Below are 17,509 nucleotides of genomic sequence, written 5' to 3' on the forward strand. Positions count from 1 at the left end.
GATAGGTGTCGGCTCACACTTTCCGGTATTTGGCCTGTGCGAAGCAGTAGATGCCGAAGGCGGCGATGCCGAGACCGATCAGCGCGAGCAACCACACGCCCCACGGGTGACCGGCCAGCGTCTTCAGCGCGGCGTCGAGGCCGCGGGCCTTCTCCGGGTCGTAGTTGACGGCGGCGACCACGACCAGGATGCCGGCAATGGCGTACGCGGTGCCCTTGGCCGTGTAACCACCCATACCGAGCCGGGTGATGGACTTTCGCACCGAGGGAGCCATCTCTTGCGTGTTGAGGTGCTTCAGGAACTTCTTCTTGTAGCCGTAGACGAAGATGCCGACGCCGACCCCGATGACCACCAGGCCGATGAAGCCGACCAGCCAGCGGCCGCCCGAGTGGGCCATGATGCCGGCCGACTTGTTCTGCTGGTTCTGCGCCATCGACGAGTTGCCGCCACGCAGAACGTTGACCGCATACCAGGCCAGCACCAGATAGAGGATGGCGCGGACGCCGGAGATGACCCGTTCGGCGATCGCGGCCTTGTCCTGCGGGCCACTCTCCCCGATGGCGGCCTCGAAGGCCTGCCAGATGGCCATACCGACCATGCCGATCGCGATCAGGACGAGCAGGGTCTTGCCGAAGCCGTTGCCGGCCAGGGACTGCAGCGCGCCGGACTGGTCGCTCTCCTGCTTGGAGCCGCCGAAGGCGACCTGGACGGCGATCCACGCGAAGATCAGGTGGACGATGCCGTAACCGACGAAGCCGGCCCGGGCCACCATCTCCAGCGGTTTGCTGTCGGCGGCCCGCGATGCGGTGTGCTTGACGTTCGACGTGGCGGAGGACATGCCCCCTCATTGACCGAACGGGACGTCCGACAAACCTCAGTTACGTGACACCTGGAAACTAACGGTGTCGCCGGTAATGCTGTCGAGGGACACCGCGAGGCCGCCGACATTGACCGCCTGCTGTCCCTTGGTCAGGCTGATCTGCTCGCCCGCGACGTCCAGGGTGACCGTGTTGGCGTCGGCACTGATGAATTTCGCCTCCACGCCGAGCACGCTGGCGCTCGCGTTGACCTCACGGTCGATGGTGACCGTGCACTGATCGAGACCGCAGTTGACGTTGTCACTGCTGCAACCGGCAAGGAGCGCGAGGCCGAGGACGGCCGAGCTGAGTGCGGCGGCGACGCGCCGGGTGGGCTTGAGCACTCTTGAAGGGTACGGGCACCGCGCGACCCTAAGGTGAGATCTGTGAGCGACATCGAGGTTCGTGACAACCCTGCGCAGCACCGCTTCGAGCTGCTGGTCGACGGGGCACAGGCCGGCCTGGCCGCGTACCGTCTCCGCCCCGACGCCATCGTGATCACGCACAGCGAGGTCAACCGGGACTTCCGCGGCCAGGGCCTCGGCAACGAGCTGGCCCAGCGCACGCTGGAGCTGCTGCGTTCCCGAGGCGACAAGGTCGTCCCGCTCTGCCCGTTCTTCGCCAAGTACGTCGAGGAGCACCCGACCTACGACGACATCGTCGTTTCGTAGTTACGCCGCGAGCGGCGCCGGCACCGGGGTCCCGGCGATCAGCTCGGCCGCGGCCCGGCCGCAGGCCCGCGTCGCACCGTAGGTGGCGATGTGCACGCCGCCGAGCACCGTCACCGGCACACCCATCTCCACCACGATCGCGTCCGGCCGCCGGGCCAGCACCGCGGTGATCACGTCGGCCAGCCAGGCGTGCCGGTGCAGGTCGCGCACCACCAGTACGAGGGTGCGGCCGTCACCCCCGGCGAGCACGGTCGCCGCCGGGTCGGTGAGCTCGGCCAGGTAGCTCTCGGTGAGCCGGATCGACGTGGTGCCCGGGCGCAGGTCGTCCAGCGGCGCGCTGACGCCCCACGGGGTCTCCTCGCCGACCGCGATGTTGCGCGGCGGCGCGAACTCGACGACGTGCGCGGCCCCCGTGATCGGCAGCGACGCGGCACCGTCGGCGGCGGTGACCCGGACCGCGCGGCGGGCGGCGTCGAACCCGACCGCCGAGCCGGGCTGGGGCTTCGCACCGTTGCCGTTGCCGTTGCTCCGCGGGACGGCGGCCACGCCGGTGCCCCGGCGGGCGGCGGTGGTCCAGGCGGCGAGCCGGCCGACCCGGGCCGCCGCGTCGTACAGCCGCTCGGCCGGCAGCGTGCCGTTGTGCACCGCGGCCACGATCGCGTCGCGCAGCTCGATCGCGGTGTCCTCGCCGGCCAGGCCGCCGCCCACGCAGATCGCGTCGGCACCGGCCGCGATGGCCCGCACGGTCGCGCCGGCCAGGCCGTACTTGCGGGCCACGCCCTGCATCTCGATGCCGTCGGTGACGATCAGGCCGTCGAAGCCCAGCTCGGTGCGGAGCAGGTCGGTCAGGATGCGCCGGCTCAGCGTGGCGGGCAGCTCCGGGTCGTACGCCGGGACCAGCAGGTGGCCGGTCATCACGACCTTGACGCCGGCCTCGATGGCGGCCCGAAAGGGCAGCAGCTCGCAGGCGTCCAGGGCGGCCCGGTCGCGATCGATCAGCGGCACGTCGTGGTGCGAGTCGACGCTGGTGTCGCCGTGACCCGGGAAGTGCTTGGCGCAGGCGGCGACGCCGGCGTCCTGGATACCCCGGACGAAGGCGGCCGAGTGGCGCGCGACCAGCTGGGGTTCGGCACCGAATGCCCGTACGCCGATGACCGGATTGTCGGGGTTGCTGTTGACATCGGTGTCCGGTGCGTAGTCGAGCGTGATGCCCGCGTGGGCCAGCTCGTAGCCGAGGTCCCGGGCGACCGCCTCGGTCAGCTCGGGATCGTCGATGGCGCCGAGGGCCAGGTTGCCCGGGCGGGAGCTGCCGTGCCGCGACTCGAACCGGGTGACGTCACCGGCCTCCTCGTCGATCGCCACGATCACGTCGGGCCGTTCCGCCCGTAACTGTGCGGTGAGCGCGGCCACCTGGGCCGGGCTCTCGACGTTGCGGGCGAAGAGCGCCACGCCGCCGAGGCCTTCGCCGAGCCACCGGCGAACCCAGTCGGGTGCGGTGGTGCCCACAAAACCGGGCTGAAGCACCGTGGCCGCCAGCTTCGCCAATTCTTGGTGGGGCATGGGCCCGTGTACCTCCGCGTCGTCGCGCGCGACTTCCACTCGCGTCCTTGCTCGTGGGAGCGCGCACCCCCGTTTGTGCCGACCTATGGTCACACCCAATCCCTATTTAGTCAACAAACCTTCCTATTAGCTGAGAGTCGATACGATGCTCGCGTGCAGACACCACTGGCCGCCGGTTCGGGCGTCGACTGGTCCGAGGTTCACGCCGTACGCCTCCTCGGGGTGGCCCTGGCCGCCCTCTTCCTCCTCTGGGCGATCCGCCGGATGTTCGGCGGCAAGAAATAGCCGTTTCATCGCAACATCTCTGGGGCACAATGGCCGCTCGATGAAACTTCCCGTGTACGGACCTCGTCTGCGCCGCGTCGCCCGGCAACAGTTCGGCTGGCCTTCCCTGCGGCCCGGCCAGTTCAAGCCGATGCGCGCCGTGCTGCGCCGCCGCGACGCCCTCGTCGTGCTGCCCACCGGCGCCGGCAAGTCGGCGATCTACCAGATCCCGGCCGTCCTGCTACCCGGCCCGACCGTGGTGATCTCCCCGCTGCTGGCCCTGCAGCAGGACCAGATCGCCGCGCTGAACGAGCGGAACGACCCGAAGATCCGCGCGGTCCGGGTCAGCTCGGCCGAGACTCCGCATCAGCAGCGCGAGGCGATCCGGGAGATCCGCGAGGGCCGCGCCGAGTTCCTGTTCATCACGCCCGAGCAGCTCAGCGACCCGGAGCGGCTGGCCGAGGTGCGCGCGCTGAAGCCCGGCCTGGTCGCCATCGACGAGGCGCACTGCATCTCGGCCTGGGGGCACGACTTCCGGCCCGACTTCCTGGCCCTCGGCGAGATGATCAAGGAGATGGGCCGTCCACCGGTCCTGGCCCTGACCGCGACCGCGTCACCGCCGGTCCGCGACGACATCATCGAGCGCCTCGGCCTGCGCAAACCCGAGATCCACGTCTCCGGCCTGGACCGGCGCAACCTGTTCCTCGAGGTCGCCTACTGCCCCGACGAGGACTACCGCTGGCGCCGGCTCACCCAGCTGATCGACGCGGCGCCCCGGCCCGGCATCATCTACGTCGCCACCCGGCGGGCCGCCGAGGAGCTGGCCGAGCGCTTGTCGACCGCCGGCTACAACGCGACCTATTACCACGGCGGCATGGCGGGCGGGCTGCGCGAGGAACGCCACGAGGCCTTCACCGCCGACAAGATCGACATCATGGTGGCCACGTCGGCGTTCGGCATGGGCATCGACAAGGCCAACATTCGCTGGGTCGCCCACGTCGCCCTGCCCGACTCCCCCGACAGCTACTTCCAGGAGATCGGCCGCTCCGGCCGGGACGGCGAGCAGGCCCACGCCATGCTGCTGTGGCGCTCCGAGGACGAGGCCATCCAGCGCTTCTTCAGCGGCGGCGCGCCCGACGAGACCGAGCTGCGCGAGCTGGCCGCGGCGCTGCGCACCGGCCCGCTGACCAAGACGGCACTGAAGGAGAAGACCGGGCTGGGCCCGCGCAAGCTCGGCGCCTATCTGGGCCTGCTGGAACAGGTGGGCGCGGCGGTGGCCGGCTCGGGCAACAAGATGACGGTCCCGAACTTCGCCCCGCTGCCGGCGGCCGCCGCGGCGCTGGCCGTCAAGGAGTACGAACGTCAGCAGGTGGTCACCCGCTCCCGCACCGACATGATGCGCGGCTTCGCCCAGGCCCAGGCGTGCCGCAGCCAGACCCTGCTGGCCTACTTCGGCGAGGAGATGAAGAAGCCCTGCGGCCACTGCGACAACTGCGTCAGCGGCTCCGCCGCCGAGGTGGCCGCCGAGGCCGCCGACGAGCCGTTCGCGGTACACAGCAAGGTCGAGCACGGCGAGTGGGGCGCCGGCACGGTGATGGGCTACGAGGAGGACCGCATGACGGTCCTGTTCGACGAGGTCGGCTACAAGACCCTGTCGGTCCCGGTCGTCGTCGAGAACAAGCTGCTGACCACCAATTAGCGCGACGTGTCCGAAGCTAGATCGAATCTAGCTTCGGAGCGATCTAGCTCCACGGATTCGCGGTGGGCGGCGGGTTGTCGTCGGTGCGGTCGGTGGCGGGGAGCCAGAGGACGAACGTGCTTCCCTCGCCGAGGGTGGAGAAGGCGGCTACCTGGCCGCCGTGTGATTCGACGATCTGGCGGACGATGGCCAGGCCGAGGCCGGTGCGGCGTTCTCGCGGGCGGTCGGGCTGGGCGCCCCGCCAGAAGCGGTCGAAGACGCGGGGCAGGTCGTCGGGGGATATGCCCGGGCCCTCGTCGGCCACGGCCACCCACAGCCAGGAGCCGGTCCGGCCGGTCGCGACGGTCACGGTTGAATGGTCGGGGGCCAGGCGTACGGCGTTGGAGAGCAGATTGCCCACGGCGCGGCGCAGGGCGTCGGCGTCGCCGATCAGGCGCAGCCCGTCGGTGGTGGCGTAGCGCAGGTGCAGCGGGCGGTCCGGCAGGAACCACTCCTCGCCGGCCTCGCCGGCGATCGCGGTCAGGTCGGCCTCGGTGTCGGTGAGGGTGTCGGTGTCCCGGCGGGCGGTGGCCAGCAGGTCTTCCACCAGGCGGGACATGCGGGTGGTGGCGCGGTCGATCACCTCCACCGAGCGGGTCCGTTCCGGGGCGGTGGCGTCCGGGGCGGTGAGGGTGGCGTCCAGGTGGGTGCGGATGATGGCGAGCGGGCTGCGCAGCTCGTGCGAGGCGTCGTCGATGAGTTGACGCTGGGAGCGGAACGCGTGGTCGAGACGGTCCAGCATGGAGTCGATCGTGTCGGCCAGGTCGCGCAGTTCGTCGCGCGGGCCGTCCAGGTGGATGCGGCGGGACAGGTCGGTGGCCTGGATCTCGCGGGCGGTGCGGGTGATCGCCCCGACCGGGCGCAGCACCCGGCCGGAGAGAATCCAGCCGACACCGAGACTGACCACGAACAGGCCGCCCAGCGCGATCAGGGAATACGTACGCAAAGTTTGCAGGGTGTTGTAGTTGATCGCCGCTTCGATCTCGCTGACCTCGGCGACCGTGGTGGTGCCCACGTACCGCCAGTTCTCGTAGATCTTCGCGGTGCGCTCGTTGATCGGCTGCGGTGAGGTGGTCCGCTCGACTGCGAAGTAGGTGATGCCCAGCGCCGCGCCGCCGACCGCGAACAGCAGCGTCGAGTAGACGACGGTCAGCCGGAACCGGATCGACCGGACGATCTCCGGGCGCCTCACGACCGGCGCCCGGTCAGCCGGTAGCCGCTGCCCACCACGGTTTCGATCGAACCCTCCCCCAGCTTGCGGCGCAGCGTCCCCACGGTGACCCGGACGGTCTGGGTGAACGGGTCGGCGTTGGCGTCCCAGACGTGCTCGAGCAACTCCTCGCCGGAGACGACCCGGCCGGGCCGGGTCATCAGGTACTCCAGGACGCCGAACTCCTTGCGGGTCAGGATCAGCGGTACGGAACGTACGGTGACCTCGTGCCGGGCCGCGTCAAGCACGGTGTCGCCGACCGTGAGGCGGGCCGTGGTGCCGTTGGTGTCGCGGCGCAGCAGGGCCCGGATCCGCGCCTGCAGCTCGGCCAGATGGAACGGTTTGACCAGGTAGTCGTCGGCACCGTCGTCCAGGCCGCGCACCCGGTCGGTGAGGTCGCCGCGCGCCGTCAGCATGAGCACCCGCAGGTCGTCGTCGCCGGGAGTGGATATCGCGCCGGCGCGCAACGACCGGCACAGCGCGAAGCCGTCGCCGTCCGGCAGGTTGACGTCCAGCAGCATCAGGTCGTACGCGTTGACGGTCAGCTGCTCGTACGCCTGCGCGATGTCCGCGGCGACGTCCACCGCGTACCCCGTACGGGAAAGGCCCACCCGCAGGCCCTCGGCCAGGTCTTCCTCGTCCTCCACCACCAGCAGTCGCATGATTCGACTATCCCCGCGCGATGATGCCGTCGGCGACCTGCCGGGCACGCTCGATCGGAACGGCGAAGCCGATGCCGATCGACCCGCCACCCTCCATGGTGGCGATCGCGGTGTTCACACCGACGACCTCGCCGCGCGCGTTGACCAGCGGGCCGCCGGAATTGCCGGGATTGATGGAGGCGTCGGTCTGCACCGCGGTCTGCCGGCTGCTGCCGCCGAGCCGGACCTCGCGGTCGACGGCACTGATGATCCCCGCGGTGACGGTGCCGGACAGGCCCAGCGGGGAACCCACCGCCAGCACCGGTTCGCCCACCCGGGTGCGGCTCGGGTCGGCGAACGCCAGCGGGCGCAGGGCCGGCGACGGGGAGACCCGCAGCACCGCGATGTCGTTGCCCGGGTCGGTGTCGACCACCTCGGCGTCGAGCCGCCGGCCGTCCGAGCCGACGATGGTCACCGCGCCGCCGGCCGCGACGACGTGGTTGTTGGTGACTATGTGGCCCCGGCCGTCGAAGACGAAGCCGGACCCGGATGCGCCGCCGGAGACGGTGCGGACCTGCACGGACACGACGCCGGGGAGTACCCGGGCGGCCGAGGCGACCAGATCGGTGGTTGTGGTGGAGGTGGTCGGGGACGGGGTGTCGGGGCGGGCGCCGAGGTAGCCGGCTGCACCGCCAGCGCCGGCCGACAACCCGACCACGGTGAGGCCGGCAAGCAACAGCATCGGCCACCGCCGAGCATCCGTTGGCGCCCCTAGCGTTGGTTGGCCTAACGTTAGCGGCCCTAACGTTCGTGCGGCTAACGTTGGTGCGGCTAACGTTGGTGCGGCTAACGTTCGTGCTCCTAACGTTGGTGCGGCTAACGTTGGTGCGGCTAACGTTGGTGCTCCTAACGTTCGTGGGGGGACGAACTCGGGTCCGCGGGGCGTGGGCCCCAGGCCGGCAGTCGACATGGCGGGTGTCTCCTCTCAGGGCAGACGGGCGAACCAGAACATCGACGCCAGCGCGGCCAGCAAAGCCAGCACCAGCCCAGCGCCGATGAAGCGAGCCGAAACGTCCTGCGTAACCGTGCGATGCCCGACCGAGCTGCCGATGTCGGCGTACGCGTCCCGCAGCTCGTCGGCGCTGCCGGCCTCGAAGTAGTTGCCGCCGGTGGCGTTCGCGACCGCCTGCAACGTCTGGCCGTCGACCGGCACCGGCGTGTTGCCCCAGACCACTCCTTCGGCGGTGCCGAACGAGATGCTGTCCACCGGCACGCCCAGTTCGGCGGCCAGCCCGGCCGCCTGGTCCGGGTTCTGCCCGGAGGTGTTGGCGCCGTCGGAGAGCAGCACCACCCGGGCCGGCGGGATGTCCTCGCCGGCCTGCGCGTCGAGGCTGCGGATGGATTCCAGCGAGGTGGCGATCGCTTCCCCGATGGCGGTGCCGCCGCCGGGCCCGGCGACCCCCTCGGCCAGCCGGTCGATGCCGGCGCCGACCGCGGCCCGGTCGGTGACCGGCGGGACCAGCACCGAGGCGGTCCCGCTGAAGGCGACCAGCCCGACGTTGAACTGTTCGGGCAGGTCGGCGACGAAGTCGTGGGCGGCCGCCTTGGCCGCGGCCAGCCGGTCGGGAGCGACGTCGGTGGCACCCATCGAGCCGGACACGTCGACGGCCACGAGTACGGTCGCCCGGTCCCGGGGCACCTGCACCTCGGCCTGCGGGCGGGCGAAACCGACCACCAGCAGGGCGAGCATGCCCAGGAACAGGCCGGCCGGCAGGTGCCGCCGCCAGCCCGGGCGTTTCGGCGCGACCCGGTCGAGCAGCTTCAGATTGGTGAATCGGACGGCGTATCGGCTGCGGCGGCGCTGCGCGATGACGTACGCGACGATCAGTGCGGCGACACCGGCCAGCAGCCACAGCCGTTCCGGGGAAAGCCAGTTCATGCTCGGGCACCTCCGATGCGGGGAGCGAGGGCGAGGCGGCGCTGCGCTCGTACGTGCCGGACGATGTCGGCCACCCAGTCGCGGTCGGTTCGCAACCGCAGATGGGCGGCACCGGATCGGCGTACGGCCGCGGTGATCGTGTCTTGTTGTTGTCGAGCGGCCGCGGCGTAACGCAGGCGCAGGCGCCGGCTCGCGGTCGCGACCTCGCGGCGGCGCCCGGTCTCCGGGTCGACCAGTGCCAGCAGGCCGACGTCGGGCAGTTCCCGCTCGCGCGGGTCGCCGACCTGGACGGCCAGCACCTGGTGCCGGGTGGCGAGCCGGCGCAGCGGCCGTTCCCAGGCCGGGGCGGCCGGGCCGAGACCGTCCTCGTCGAGGCCGTCGAGGAAGTCGGAGACGATCACCACCAGTCCGCGACGCCGGGCGGCCGCGTGGAGACCGTCGAGCGCGTCCGCCAGAGAGGGCGCCCCGGTGTCCGCCCGCGGCGCGGTGCCCAGGGCGCGCAGGATGGCCAGCAGGTGCAGGCGTCCGCCGCGCGCCGGGAACCGCCGGACGCCGTCCGCGGTGAGCACGTGGGCGCCGAGCCGGTTGCCGGCTCCGGTGGTGAGGAAGCCGACCGCCGCGACCGCGGCGACCGCCAGTTCCCGCTTCTCCAGGTCGGCGGTGCCGAAGTCCATGCTGGCGCTCGCGTCGACCAGCACCGACGTGGCGAGTTCCCGGTCGGCGTCCATCGTGCGCACGTGCGGGACGGCGGTGCGGGCGGTCACCGACCAGTCCATCCGCCGCACCTCGTCCTCGCCCGGCTGGTATTCGCGGCTGCCGGCCGGCTCACTGCCCGGTCCGGGCAGCAGACCGAGGTACGAGCCGTGCAGCAGCCCGTCCAGGCGCCGAGTGATCATCAACTCGAGCCGGCGAAGTGACAGCCCGCCGTCCATCACGCCCCCCTACCTTCGTTGAGGAGCGAAAGACCCAAAACGCGATCATGACGCTCGCTTCGCTCGGTCATGCCGCCACCCCCAGACCCGGGCCGGCGTCCGGCTGCGCGGGCGCGATCACCGGCAGCGGCACGGTCTCGAGGATGCGCCGCACGATGCTCTCGGGCGGCACGTCGTCGGCGACCGCGTCGAACGAGAGCACGAGCCGGTGTGCCAGCACGTCCGGGGCGATGTCGACCAGGTCGCCGGGCAGTACGTAGTCGCGGCCACGCAACAGGGCGAGTGCCCGGGCGGCGGCGACCAGTCCGAGGGTGGCGCGCGGGCTGGCCCCGTACGCAAGCTGGTCCTTGATCTCCGGGAGGCCGGCCGCCGCCGGGTCGCGGGTGGCCATCACCAGCCGCACGACGTATTCGGCCAGGGCGTGGTGGATGAAGACGTCCCGGGCCCGGGCCTGCAGCGCGGCGAGCTTGCCGGTGTCCAGCACCGGGCCGGCGGCCGGCCGGGTCGAGCCCATCCGGTACAGGATGCCGAGTTCCTCCTGCTCGCTCGGGTAGCCCACCACCACCCGCATCAGGAAGCGGTCCCGCTGCGCCTCGGGCAGCTGGTAGACGCCTTCGCTCTCGATCGGGTTCTGGGTGGCCAGGACCAGGAACGGCCGGGGTACGGGGTAGGTACGGCCGCCGATCGACACGTGCCCCTCGGCCATCACCTCCAGCAGCGCCGACTGCACCTTCGCCGGCGCCCGGTTGATCTCGTCGGCCAGCACCAGGTTGGCCATCACCGGGCCGAGCTCGACGTCGAAGCTCTCTCGGCTGGCCCGGTAGATCCGGGTGCCGAGGATGTCCGACGGCACCAGGTCGGGCGTGAACTGGATGCGGTGGAAGGCGCCGCCCACCGCGATCGCCAGGGTTTCGGCGGCCAGGGTCTTGGCCACCCCCGGCACTCCTTCGAGCAGGCAGTGCCCGCCGGCGAGCAGCGCGGTCAGCAGCCGCTCGACCAGCCGGTCCTGCCCGACGATCACCTTCTTCACCTCGAACAGGGTCTGTTCGAGCAACCGCACGTCAGCATCGGCGGCAAGGTCGGTCATGGCTCTCCTCGGTGACGGTGGGGCGGACGCCCGAGCCGGGGGTTGGCGTCGAGCGCCCGCCCTGGTCTCCCATCACACCGGGAAGCACCGAAAACGAGCCGAAGGCGAGACTTTCGCCGGTCTTTCGCCGGCTATCCGGCCGCCGGGGCCAGGACGATGTCGAAGCGCACCCGCGACCACGGCTGGTCGCCGAGGTCACGGCCGTCCGGGGTGGGCGTGGACGGCGCCTGCGGTTCGAAGTCCTTGACCAGCGAATCGCGCACGCCGAAGACGCTGTCCGAGTCGAGCAGGTCGTCGCCGCGGACGAAGATGTGCGTCACCAGGGTGCGCAGGCCCGGCGCTTCGACCAGGAAGTGCAGGTGTGAGGCCCGCATCGGGGACCGGCCGGTGGCGGCCAGGAGGCGGCCCACCGGGCCGTCGTGCGGGATCGGGTACGGCGTGGGAGTGATCGCCCAGAAGCGGTAGCTCCCGTCGGTGTCGGTGTGCAGGTGGCCGCGGGCGGCTACCCGGTCGTCGCCGTACTGCACGTCGTAGAAGCCGTCGTCGTCGGCCTCCCAGACCTCGATCCGCGCGTGCGGCACCGGCTTGCCCGCGGCGTCGGTGACCGTGCCCTCGACCCAGCACGGCTGCCCGGCGGCGCCGCCGGAGATGTCGCCGCCGAGCGGGATCTCCGGGGAGCCCTGCACGAAGAACGGGCCGAACACGGTGGCCTCGGTGGCGTCGCCGTACGCCTGATTGTTGACCGTGACGGTCTGCATCGACGCGCCGAGCACGTCGGAGAGCAGGATGAACTCCTGCCGCCGGTCGTCGGTGATGTGGCCGGTCGCGGTGAGGAAGGCGATCGCCTGTTGCCATTCCGCCTCGGTCAGCCGCACCTCGCGGACGAAGGCGTGCAGGTGCCGGGTGAGGGCCTGCATCAGCTCCCGCAGCCGCGGGTCGGGGGTGCCGGCGAAGGACGCGACGACCCGGTCGACCAGCTGGGACTCGCGGATTTCCTGTTCGGTGCTCATTGCGGCTCCTGTCCGGCCCACGCGCGGCGCAACAGTTCGGTGAGGTTGCCGGTGGTGACCGGCACGGGATTGCCGGGCGGCACCGCGGCCAGGATCGCGTCGACGGCGGCCGGGAGGTCGGCCTCGCGCAGCCCGTAGTCGCGCAGGGCGCGTGGCGCGTCCACCCGATCGAGCAGCTGCCGCAGGTCGGCCGGCGGGATCTCCGGGGCCGCGGCGGCGTTGAGCGCGAGGACGTGCGGCAGCATCACGGCGTGCGTCTGGGCGTGCGGCAGGTTGTACATGCCGCCGAGGACGTGGCAGATCTTGTGGTGCAGCCCGGAACCGGCCGAGGCGAAGGCCACCGCGGCCAGGTACGCGCCGTACAGCGTCTGTTCCCGGCCGGCGAACTCGCCGAGCCGCGGAAGCCCGCCGGTCAGGGCGTGGAAGCCGGCGAGCGCGAGCGCCCGGTTGATCGGGTCGGCCCGCGGCGCCCACAGCGAGTCGACGCAGTGCGCCACGGCGTTCAGCCCGGACGCGATGCCCAGCTCGAGCGGCAGGGACGCCGTCAGGGCGGCGTCGTAGACGATGGTCCGGGGAAGGACGCGGCGGTCGGATCCGGTGGTCTTGCGGCCGTTCTCGGTGAGCCCCCACACGTCGGTGGCCTCGGAACCGGCGTAGGTGGTCGGGACCGCGACGATCGGCAGACCGGTGGTCAGCGCGATCGCCTTGGCCAGGCCGGTGGTCGACCCGCCGCCGATGCTGACCAGGACGTCGGCGTCGTGCGCGGCCTTACGAGCTCGCTCGGCCACCTCGACCGGCACGTGCATGGCCACCTCGGTGAAGTGCGACGCGTCCGGCAGCAGACCGGACCGGTCCCCGATCACCAGAGGACGATCGCCCAGCCGCGCAATCTCCGCCGGAAGGACCTCGTGCGGCGCGAACACCACCCGCTGCGGCAGCGTCTCGTGGGTGAAGCGCAGGCTCATGACCGGCCGAGGATCGCGGTCAGGGCGTCGTGCAGGGCGCGGTGCGGGTCGGCCGGCAGCCGCACCGACCGCCAGCCGATGTGCTTGTCCGGGCGGACCAGCAGCGCACCCTCCTCCTCGATCTCCCGCACCCGGGCCCAGTCGTAGTACAGGTCGGTCACCGCGCGGCCGGGCCCGATCACCACGGCCGTCACCGGTACGCCCAGCTCCGCCCCGGCCTTCTCGGCGGCCGCCACCCAGGCTTCCCCGGCGATGCCGGTGAACAGCGTGAACCGGGTCATCGGGGCGAGGTCGAGAGTGGACATCCGGCGCTTCGCGTCGCCCACCCAGACGTGCGGCAGCCGGGATCCCGGGACGGTGGAGGGTTCGTAGTACAGCTCCGGGTCGCGCGGCGGGGTCGGCCGCGTGCTGCCGTCGGGGACCACCGCGGCGGAGGAGTAGAACTGGCCGAGGTCGACGCCGTGCGCGTTGAACTCGTAGTGCTTGAGTTCCATGGCCGACACGAGGGCGGCCCGCTTGGCCGCGCCGCCGGGGGTGTTGGCCTTGCGTTCCTCGATCCGGGCCGCCATCTCGGCCTCGTCGCGCGCGTCGAGCAGGCCGAGCACCTCGAAGAACTGGACGAACTCGCGCGACGACTTGTTGGCCCGCTTGACGATCTGTTCGGCGACCGGGGCGCGTTCGGTCGAATAGGTCTCGAGCAACGACGGATCGGCCTGCCCGCGCAGCACCGCGGCGAGCTTCCAGGCCAGGTTGTAGGCGTCCTGGATCGAGGTGTTCGAGCCGAGCCCGTTCGACGGCGGGTGGCGGTGCACGGCGTCGCCGGCGCAGAACACCCGGCCCTCGTGGAGCCGCGTTGCGTACATCTCGTTGTTGCCCCACAGGGAGGTTCCGGTGATCTCGACCTCGAGGTCGGGCAGCCCGACCAGGTTGCGGACGATCGCGGTGGCCGCGGCCTCGTCGACGACCGGCGCCGGCGAGTTGATGTCGTAGCCCCAGACGATGAGCCACTCGTTCCACGGCCGCACCATCCGGACCAGGCCGGCGCCGATCCCACCCACGTTGGAGCCGGGCTGGATGACCCAGTAGAGCACCGACGGCCGGTGCCCGACGTGCGCGGCAAGGTCGGCCTTGAAGGTGATGTTCATCGAGCCGGCGATGTCCATCGCGCCCTCCATCGGCAGGCCGAGGTCGGCGGCGACCATCGAGCGGGCCCCGTCGGCGCCGATCAGGTATTTGGCGCGGATCGTGTACTCCTCGCCGGTGAGCCGGTCGCGGACCAGCACGTCCACGCCGTCGTCGTCCTGGGCGTGGGAGAGGTATTCGGTGGAGAAGCGGGTCTGGGTGCCGCGCTCGGTCGCGTTGCGCACCAGGATCGGCTCGAGGTAGTTCTGCGGGATGTCGACCGGCAGGCAGGGCGACGCGACCCGGTAGTCGCCCTCGCGGACCGGGTGGGTGCCCCAGGTGAGGATGCGCCCGATCTCCTCGCCGGCGATCGAGGTGCAGAAGACGGTGTCGCCCATCAACTCGTGCGGGGTGGCGTCGGCCTGCACCTGGGCCTCGATGCCGGCGTCCCGGAAGACCTCCATCGCCCGCTGGTTGGTGATGTGCGCCCGCGGCGTGTTGGCCGTCCACCGGTACTTCGTGATCATGATGTTCGGAATTCCGAGGGTCGACAGCAGCAGGGCCGCACCCGCCCCGGCCGGACCTGAACCCACGATCAGCACATCGGTCGTCACCGTCATGTGATCAGTCTGCGGACCCGGGACGCCCTCTCGGCAAGGGCCGGGCCGAAACACGGCGGAAATCCGAAGATGCGGCGGAAATCAACGACCTAAACAGCACTTCGGCGTACGTCGGCCGCACGCACGCCGAAATGGGCCCGGAACGCCTGCGAGAAGTAGGCGGCGGAGCCGAACCCGCAGCGCGCCGCCACCTCGGCGATCGTCGTGCGCGGCCGGCCGACGAGCAGTCCACGGGCGCGTTCGAGCCGCCGCACCAGGACGAACTGCGGAAGGCTGGTGCCGGTGGCGGCGAACGCCCGGGACAGGTGCCGTTCGCTGATGCCGATGCCGGCGGCGACGCGGGAGGCGCTCAGGCCGGGGTCGGTCAGGTGGTCCTCGATGAAGGCGCGGGCGTTGGCCAGGTGCACCGTGCCCGGGTCGGCCGCGGTGCGCCCGGTCATGCCGGCCAGGAGGTGCAGGGCGGTGCGCTCGTCGACCGGCTCGTCGCTGCCGGGCCGCAGCGCGCGGTCGATCAGCCGGGCGAACGTGCGGGCGGCCACGTCGCCCTGGGCGAAGTCACGCACCAGCGGGGCGGCCAGCTCGTCGAGCCCGGTCAGCTCCCGGAAGGTCGCCCGGGGCACCTTGATCGCCAGCTCTTCCAGGCCGCGGGAGAAGCCGCGCATGAACGGGCGATCGGCGTCGCAGATCAGGGCCTGCCCGGGACGCAGGGTCAGGACACCGTCGTCGTGGTAGAAGAACGCCTCGCCGAAAACCGTCAGGTAGACCGCGATCGCGTCGGCCGGGCTCGACCTGATCACCTCGGCCGGGCGCTCGACGACGTGCGAGGTGCCGCGGACCCGGGCCAGATGCATCCGGTCGAGCTGGAGATTGAGTTCGCTGCCCTCGAACGGCACTTCACTGATCATGCGACAGCGCAGGCCGATCAGGGCGTCCCGGTTGTGGTCCTCCCAGCGCGCGATGCGCTGGGCGGCGGGCAGTTCGGCCGTGTTGAAGCTCACCAGCTGCGGCACGCTCACCCCCGTGTGTCGGCAATCACACGCTAGCGCAGGGTGTGCCCAACCGGAAAGACACTGATCGATGTGCGGCCGACGGTCGAGCCCCACAGGCCGCGCGGGGCGAGCAGGACCACGGCGACGCCCACCGCGCCCAGGATGATCAGGTAGACCGGGCCCTGCGCGGACAGGGCCTGCTGGAGCCCGAAGAACAGCAGAGCCCCCACGATCGGGCCCTCGATCGTGCCGATGCCACCGACCACCACCATGAAGATCATGTACGCCGACCACTGCACGCTGAAGACGCTCTCCGGCTGCACGGTGAGGGTGTTCAGGCAGACGATCGCCCCGGCCGCTCCGGTGCCGGTCCCGGCGATCAGATAGACGAGCCGTTTGGCCCGCCGCACCCGCACACCGGCCGCCTCGGCCGCGATCCCGTCGTCCCGGATCGCCGTCAGCTGCAGGCCGGTCCGGGTGCGGATGAGCAGGTAGACGGCGGTCACCGAGCCGGCCGCCACGGCCAGCGCCAGCCAGTAGGTGTAGGCCACCCGGATGTCCGGGTCGTAGCCGGAGACCGTGGTGAGCGAGGCGCCGGAGCCCTTGCCGAGCGGACCGATCTGGGCCGTCACCAGCTTGACCACCTCGGCCAGCACCCACGTGCCGATCGCGAAGTAGCCGCCGTGCAGGCGGAACGCCAGGAACGACAGCGGCACCGCGAGCAGGCCGGCGGCCAGGGCGGCGAGCGGCACGGCCAGGAACGCGTTGATCCCGCCGTGCACCGAGAGAGCGATCACGGCGTAGGCCCCGGCACCCAGGTAGGCCTGCTGGCCGACCGAGACCAGTCCGCCGTAGCCGGCCAGCAGGTTCCACATGGTGGCGATGACCACGAACACGAACAGGTCGACGAGCGTGTGCGTGATGTCCGAGGTGACCAGGTAGGGCGCGGCGGCGAGCAGGAGCGCCAGCAGCCCGGCCGCGGACAGTCCGACCCGACCGGCGGTGCCGGCCCGGGTGACGACGACGGCCGTCACCGGGCCGCCGCCGGCCGGAGGATGCCCTGCGGGCGCAGCACCAGAACCGCGAGGAAGACCAGATGACCGGCGAGAATCGAGTACGCCGGGGAGATCTGCGCGCCGACGGTCTGGGCGACGCCGAGCACCACCCCGCCCGCCAGGGTGCCCCACAGGCTGCCCAGACCTCCGATGATCACCGCCTCGAACGCGAAGATGAGCCGGGCCGGGCCGATCGAGGGGTCGAACGTGGTGCGCATGCCGAACAGCACTCCGGCGACCGCCAGGGTCGCGAAGGCGATCGCGGTGGCCGTCGCGTACACCCGGCGGTGGTCGATCCCCATCAGCTGGACCGTCTCCTGATCGTCGCTGGTGGCGCGCATCGCGCGGCCGAAGGCGGTGCGGGCGAGGAAGAGCTGGAGCCCGACGAGTACGGCGATCGCGATCCCGAGGCAGAGGACGCCGAACCAGCCCACCGAGACACTGCCGGACAGGCGTAGCCCGGCCGTGCCCAGCCCGCCGATGTCCAGCGCCCGGCTGTCCGGCGAGAACACCTCCAGCAGCACGTTCTGCAGCACCACCGACAGGCCGAAGGTGACCAGCAGCGGCGCCAGCTGCCCGGCGCCCAGGCTGCGCTGCAGCACGAACCGCTGGAGCAGCCAGCCCAGCGCGGCCATGGCCGGCACCACCAGGACCAGCGTGGCGAACGCGTTCAGCGGCAGGGCGTCGATCAGCGCGAAGGCCAGGAACGCGGCGAGCACCGAGAGGTCGCCGTGCGCCAGGTTGACGATCCGCATGACACCGAACATCAGCGACAGGCCGGTCGCGAACAGCGCGTAGAGGCCGCCCAGCAGGATTCCCTGCACGACCGCGTTCACCCAGGTCATCGGG

Annotated in this window: 18 protein-coding genes; 3 read left to right on the top strand and 15 right to left on the bottom strand. The window is 71.4% G+C overall.

Annotated features, from left to right (window positions below):
• Nucleotides 1-13: 13 nt before the first annotated feature.
• Nucleotides 14-838: a DUF1206 domain-containing protein gene (locus tag Ato02nite_RS09865; protein WP_213006124.1), complete on the bottom strand. Its 825-nt coding sequence runs from the start codon at nucleotides 836-838 to the stop codon at nucleotides 14-16.
• A gap of 36 nt (nucleotides 839-874) precedes the next feature.
• Entirely contained in the window at nucleotides 875-1,201 is a 327-nt protein-coding gene (locus Ato02nite_RS09870) for a hypothetical protein (protein ID WP_213006125.1), read from the bottom strand.
• Between the two features lie 42 nt (nucleotides 1,202-1,243).
• Between Ato02nite_RS09870 and Ato02nite_RS09875 the strand changes: the two genes are divergently transcribed.
• Complete coding sequence (locus Ato02nite_RS09875; protein ID WP_213006126.1) at nucleotides 1,244-1,528, top strand: GNAT family N-acetyltransferase; 285 nt, start codon at nucleotides 1,244-1,246, stop codon at nucleotides 1,526-1,528.
• Here Ato02nite_RS09875 and Ato02nite_RS09880 read toward each other — a convergent pair whose 3' ends face one another.
• On the bottom strand, nucleotides 1,529-3,088 hold the full coding sequence (locus Ato02nite_RS09880) for a glycoside hydrolase family 3 protein (RefSeq protein ID WP_213006127.1): 1,560 nt from the start codon (nucleotides 3,086-3,088) through the stop codon (nucleotides 1,529-1,531). It abuts the gene before it with no gap.
• 153 nt (nucleotides 3,089-3,241) lie between these two features.
• Between Ato02nite_RS09880 and Ato02nite_RS52480 the strand changes: the two genes are divergently transcribed.
• Nucleotides 3,242-3,373 (top strand): hypothetical protein, encoded by a 132-nt coding sequence (locus Ato02nite_RS52480; protein WP_281419713.1) that lies wholly within the window; start codon nucleotides 3,242-3,244, stop codon nucleotides 3,371-3,373.
• A gap of 40 nt (nucleotides 3,374-3,413) precedes the next feature.
• Nucleotides 3,414-5,051, top strand: coding sequence for a RecQ family ATP-dependent DNA helicase (locus Ato02nite_RS09885; protein WP_213006128.1), 1,638 nt, complete (start codon nucleotides 3,414-3,416; stop codon nucleotides 5,049-5,051).
• Between the two features lie 43 nt (nucleotides 5,052-5,094).
• Here the strand turns inward: Ato02nite_RS09885 and Ato02nite_RS09890 are convergent, their stop codons facing one another.
• The 12 genes from Ato02nite_RS09890 to Ato02nite_RS09945 form a co-directional block, all read right to left on the bottom strand.
• Nucleotides 5,095-6,282: a sensor histidine kinase gene (locus tag Ato02nite_RS09890; RefSeq protein ID WP_213006129.1), complete on the bottom strand. Its 1,188-nt coding sequence runs from the start codon at nucleotides 6,280-6,282 to the stop codon at nucleotides 5,095-5,097.
• Complete coding sequence (locus Ato02nite_RS09895; protein ID WP_213006130.1) at nucleotides 6,279-6,962, bottom strand: response regulator transcription factor; 684 nt, start codon at nucleotides 6,960-6,962, stop codon at nucleotides 6,279-6,281. Before Ato02nite_RS09895 ends, Ato02nite_RS09890 begins: the two co-directional genes overlap by 4 nt.
• Before the next feature lie 7 nt (nucleotides 6,963-6,969).
• The gene (locus Ato02nite_RS09900; protein ID WP_438873029.1) at nucleotides 6,970-7,911 is read right to left on the bottom strand and encodes a S1C family serine protease; all 942 of its coding nucleotides are present in this window, start codon (nucleotides 7,909-7,911) and stop codon (nucleotides 6,970-6,972) included.
• Nucleotides 7,912-7,926: 15 nt separating this feature from the next.
• Complete coding sequence (locus Ato02nite_RS09905; RefSeq protein ID WP_213006132.1) at nucleotides 7,927-8,880, bottom strand: VWA domain-containing protein; 954 nt, start codon at nucleotides 8,878-8,880, stop codon at nucleotides 7,927-7,929.
• Nucleotides 8,877-9,812 (bottom strand): DUF58 domain-containing protein, encoded by a 936-nt coding sequence (locus Ato02nite_RS09910; protein WP_213006206.1) that lies wholly within the window; start codon nucleotides 9,810-9,812, stop codon nucleotides 8,877-8,879. Before Ato02nite_RS09910 ends, Ato02nite_RS09905 begins: the two co-directional genes overlap by 4 nt.
• A 67-nt stretch (nucleotides 9,813-9,879) precedes the next feature.
• On the bottom strand, nucleotides 9,880-10,899 hold the full coding sequence (locus tag Ato02nite_RS09915) for an AAA family ATPase (RefSeq protein ID WP_213006133.1): 1,020 nt from the start codon (nucleotides 10,897-10,899) through the stop codon (nucleotides 9,880-9,882).
• Nucleotides 10,900-11,030: 131 nt separating this feature from the next.
• Nucleotides 11,031-11,909, bottom strand: a complete 879-nt coding sequence (locus tag Ato02nite_RS09920; RefSeq protein WP_213006134.1) for an intradiol ring-cleavage dioxygenase — start codon at nucleotides 11,907-11,909, stop codon at nucleotides 11,031-11,033.
• Nucleotides 11,906-12,874, bottom strand: a complete 969-nt coding sequence (locus Ato02nite_RS09925) for a maleylacetate reductase (RefSeq protein WP_213006135.1) — start codon at nucleotides 12,872-12,874, stop codon at nucleotides 11,906-11,908. Before Ato02nite_RS09925 ends, Ato02nite_RS09920 begins: the two co-directional genes overlap by 4 nt.
• Complete coding sequence (locus Ato02nite_RS09930) at nucleotides 12,871-14,616, bottom strand: FAD-dependent oxidoreductase (RefSeq protein ID WP_213006136.1); 1,746 nt, start codon at nucleotides 14,614-14,616, stop codon at nucleotides 12,871-12,873. The genes Ato02nite_RS09925 and Ato02nite_RS09930 overlap by 4 nt, the downstream gene beginning before the upstream one ends.
• An 89-nt stretch (nucleotides 14,617-14,705) precedes the next feature.
• On the bottom strand, nucleotides 14,706-15,626 hold the full coding sequence (locus tag Ato02nite_RS09935) for an AraC family transcriptional regulator (protein ID WP_213006137.1): 921 nt from the start codon (nucleotides 15,624-15,626) through the stop codon (nucleotides 14,706-14,708).
• A gap of 29 nt (nucleotides 15,627-15,655) precedes the next feature.
• Nucleotides 15,656-16,639, bottom strand: a complete 984-nt coding sequence (locus Ato02nite_RS09940) for a branched-chain amino acid ABC transporter permease (RefSeq protein ID WP_213006138.1) — start codon at nucleotides 16,637-16,639, stop codon at nucleotides 15,656-15,658.
• The gene (locus Ato02nite_RS09945) at nucleotides 16,636-17,505 is read right to left on the bottom strand and encodes a branched-chain amino acid ABC transporter permease (protein ID WP_213006139.1); all 870 of its coding nucleotides are present in this window, start codon (nucleotides 17,503-17,505) and stop codon (nucleotides 16,636-16,638) included. The genes Ato02nite_RS09940 and Ato02nite_RS09945 overlap by 4 nt, the downstream gene beginning before the upstream one ends.
• Between the last annotated feature and the right edge of the window lie 4 nt (nucleotides 17,506-17,509).

It is taken from the genome of Paractinoplanes toevensis, from assembly GCF_018332695.1.
Taxonomy (GTDB): domain Bacteria; phylum Actinomycetota; class Actinomycetes; order Mycobacteriales; family Micromonosporaceae; genus Actinoplanes; species Actinoplanes toevensis.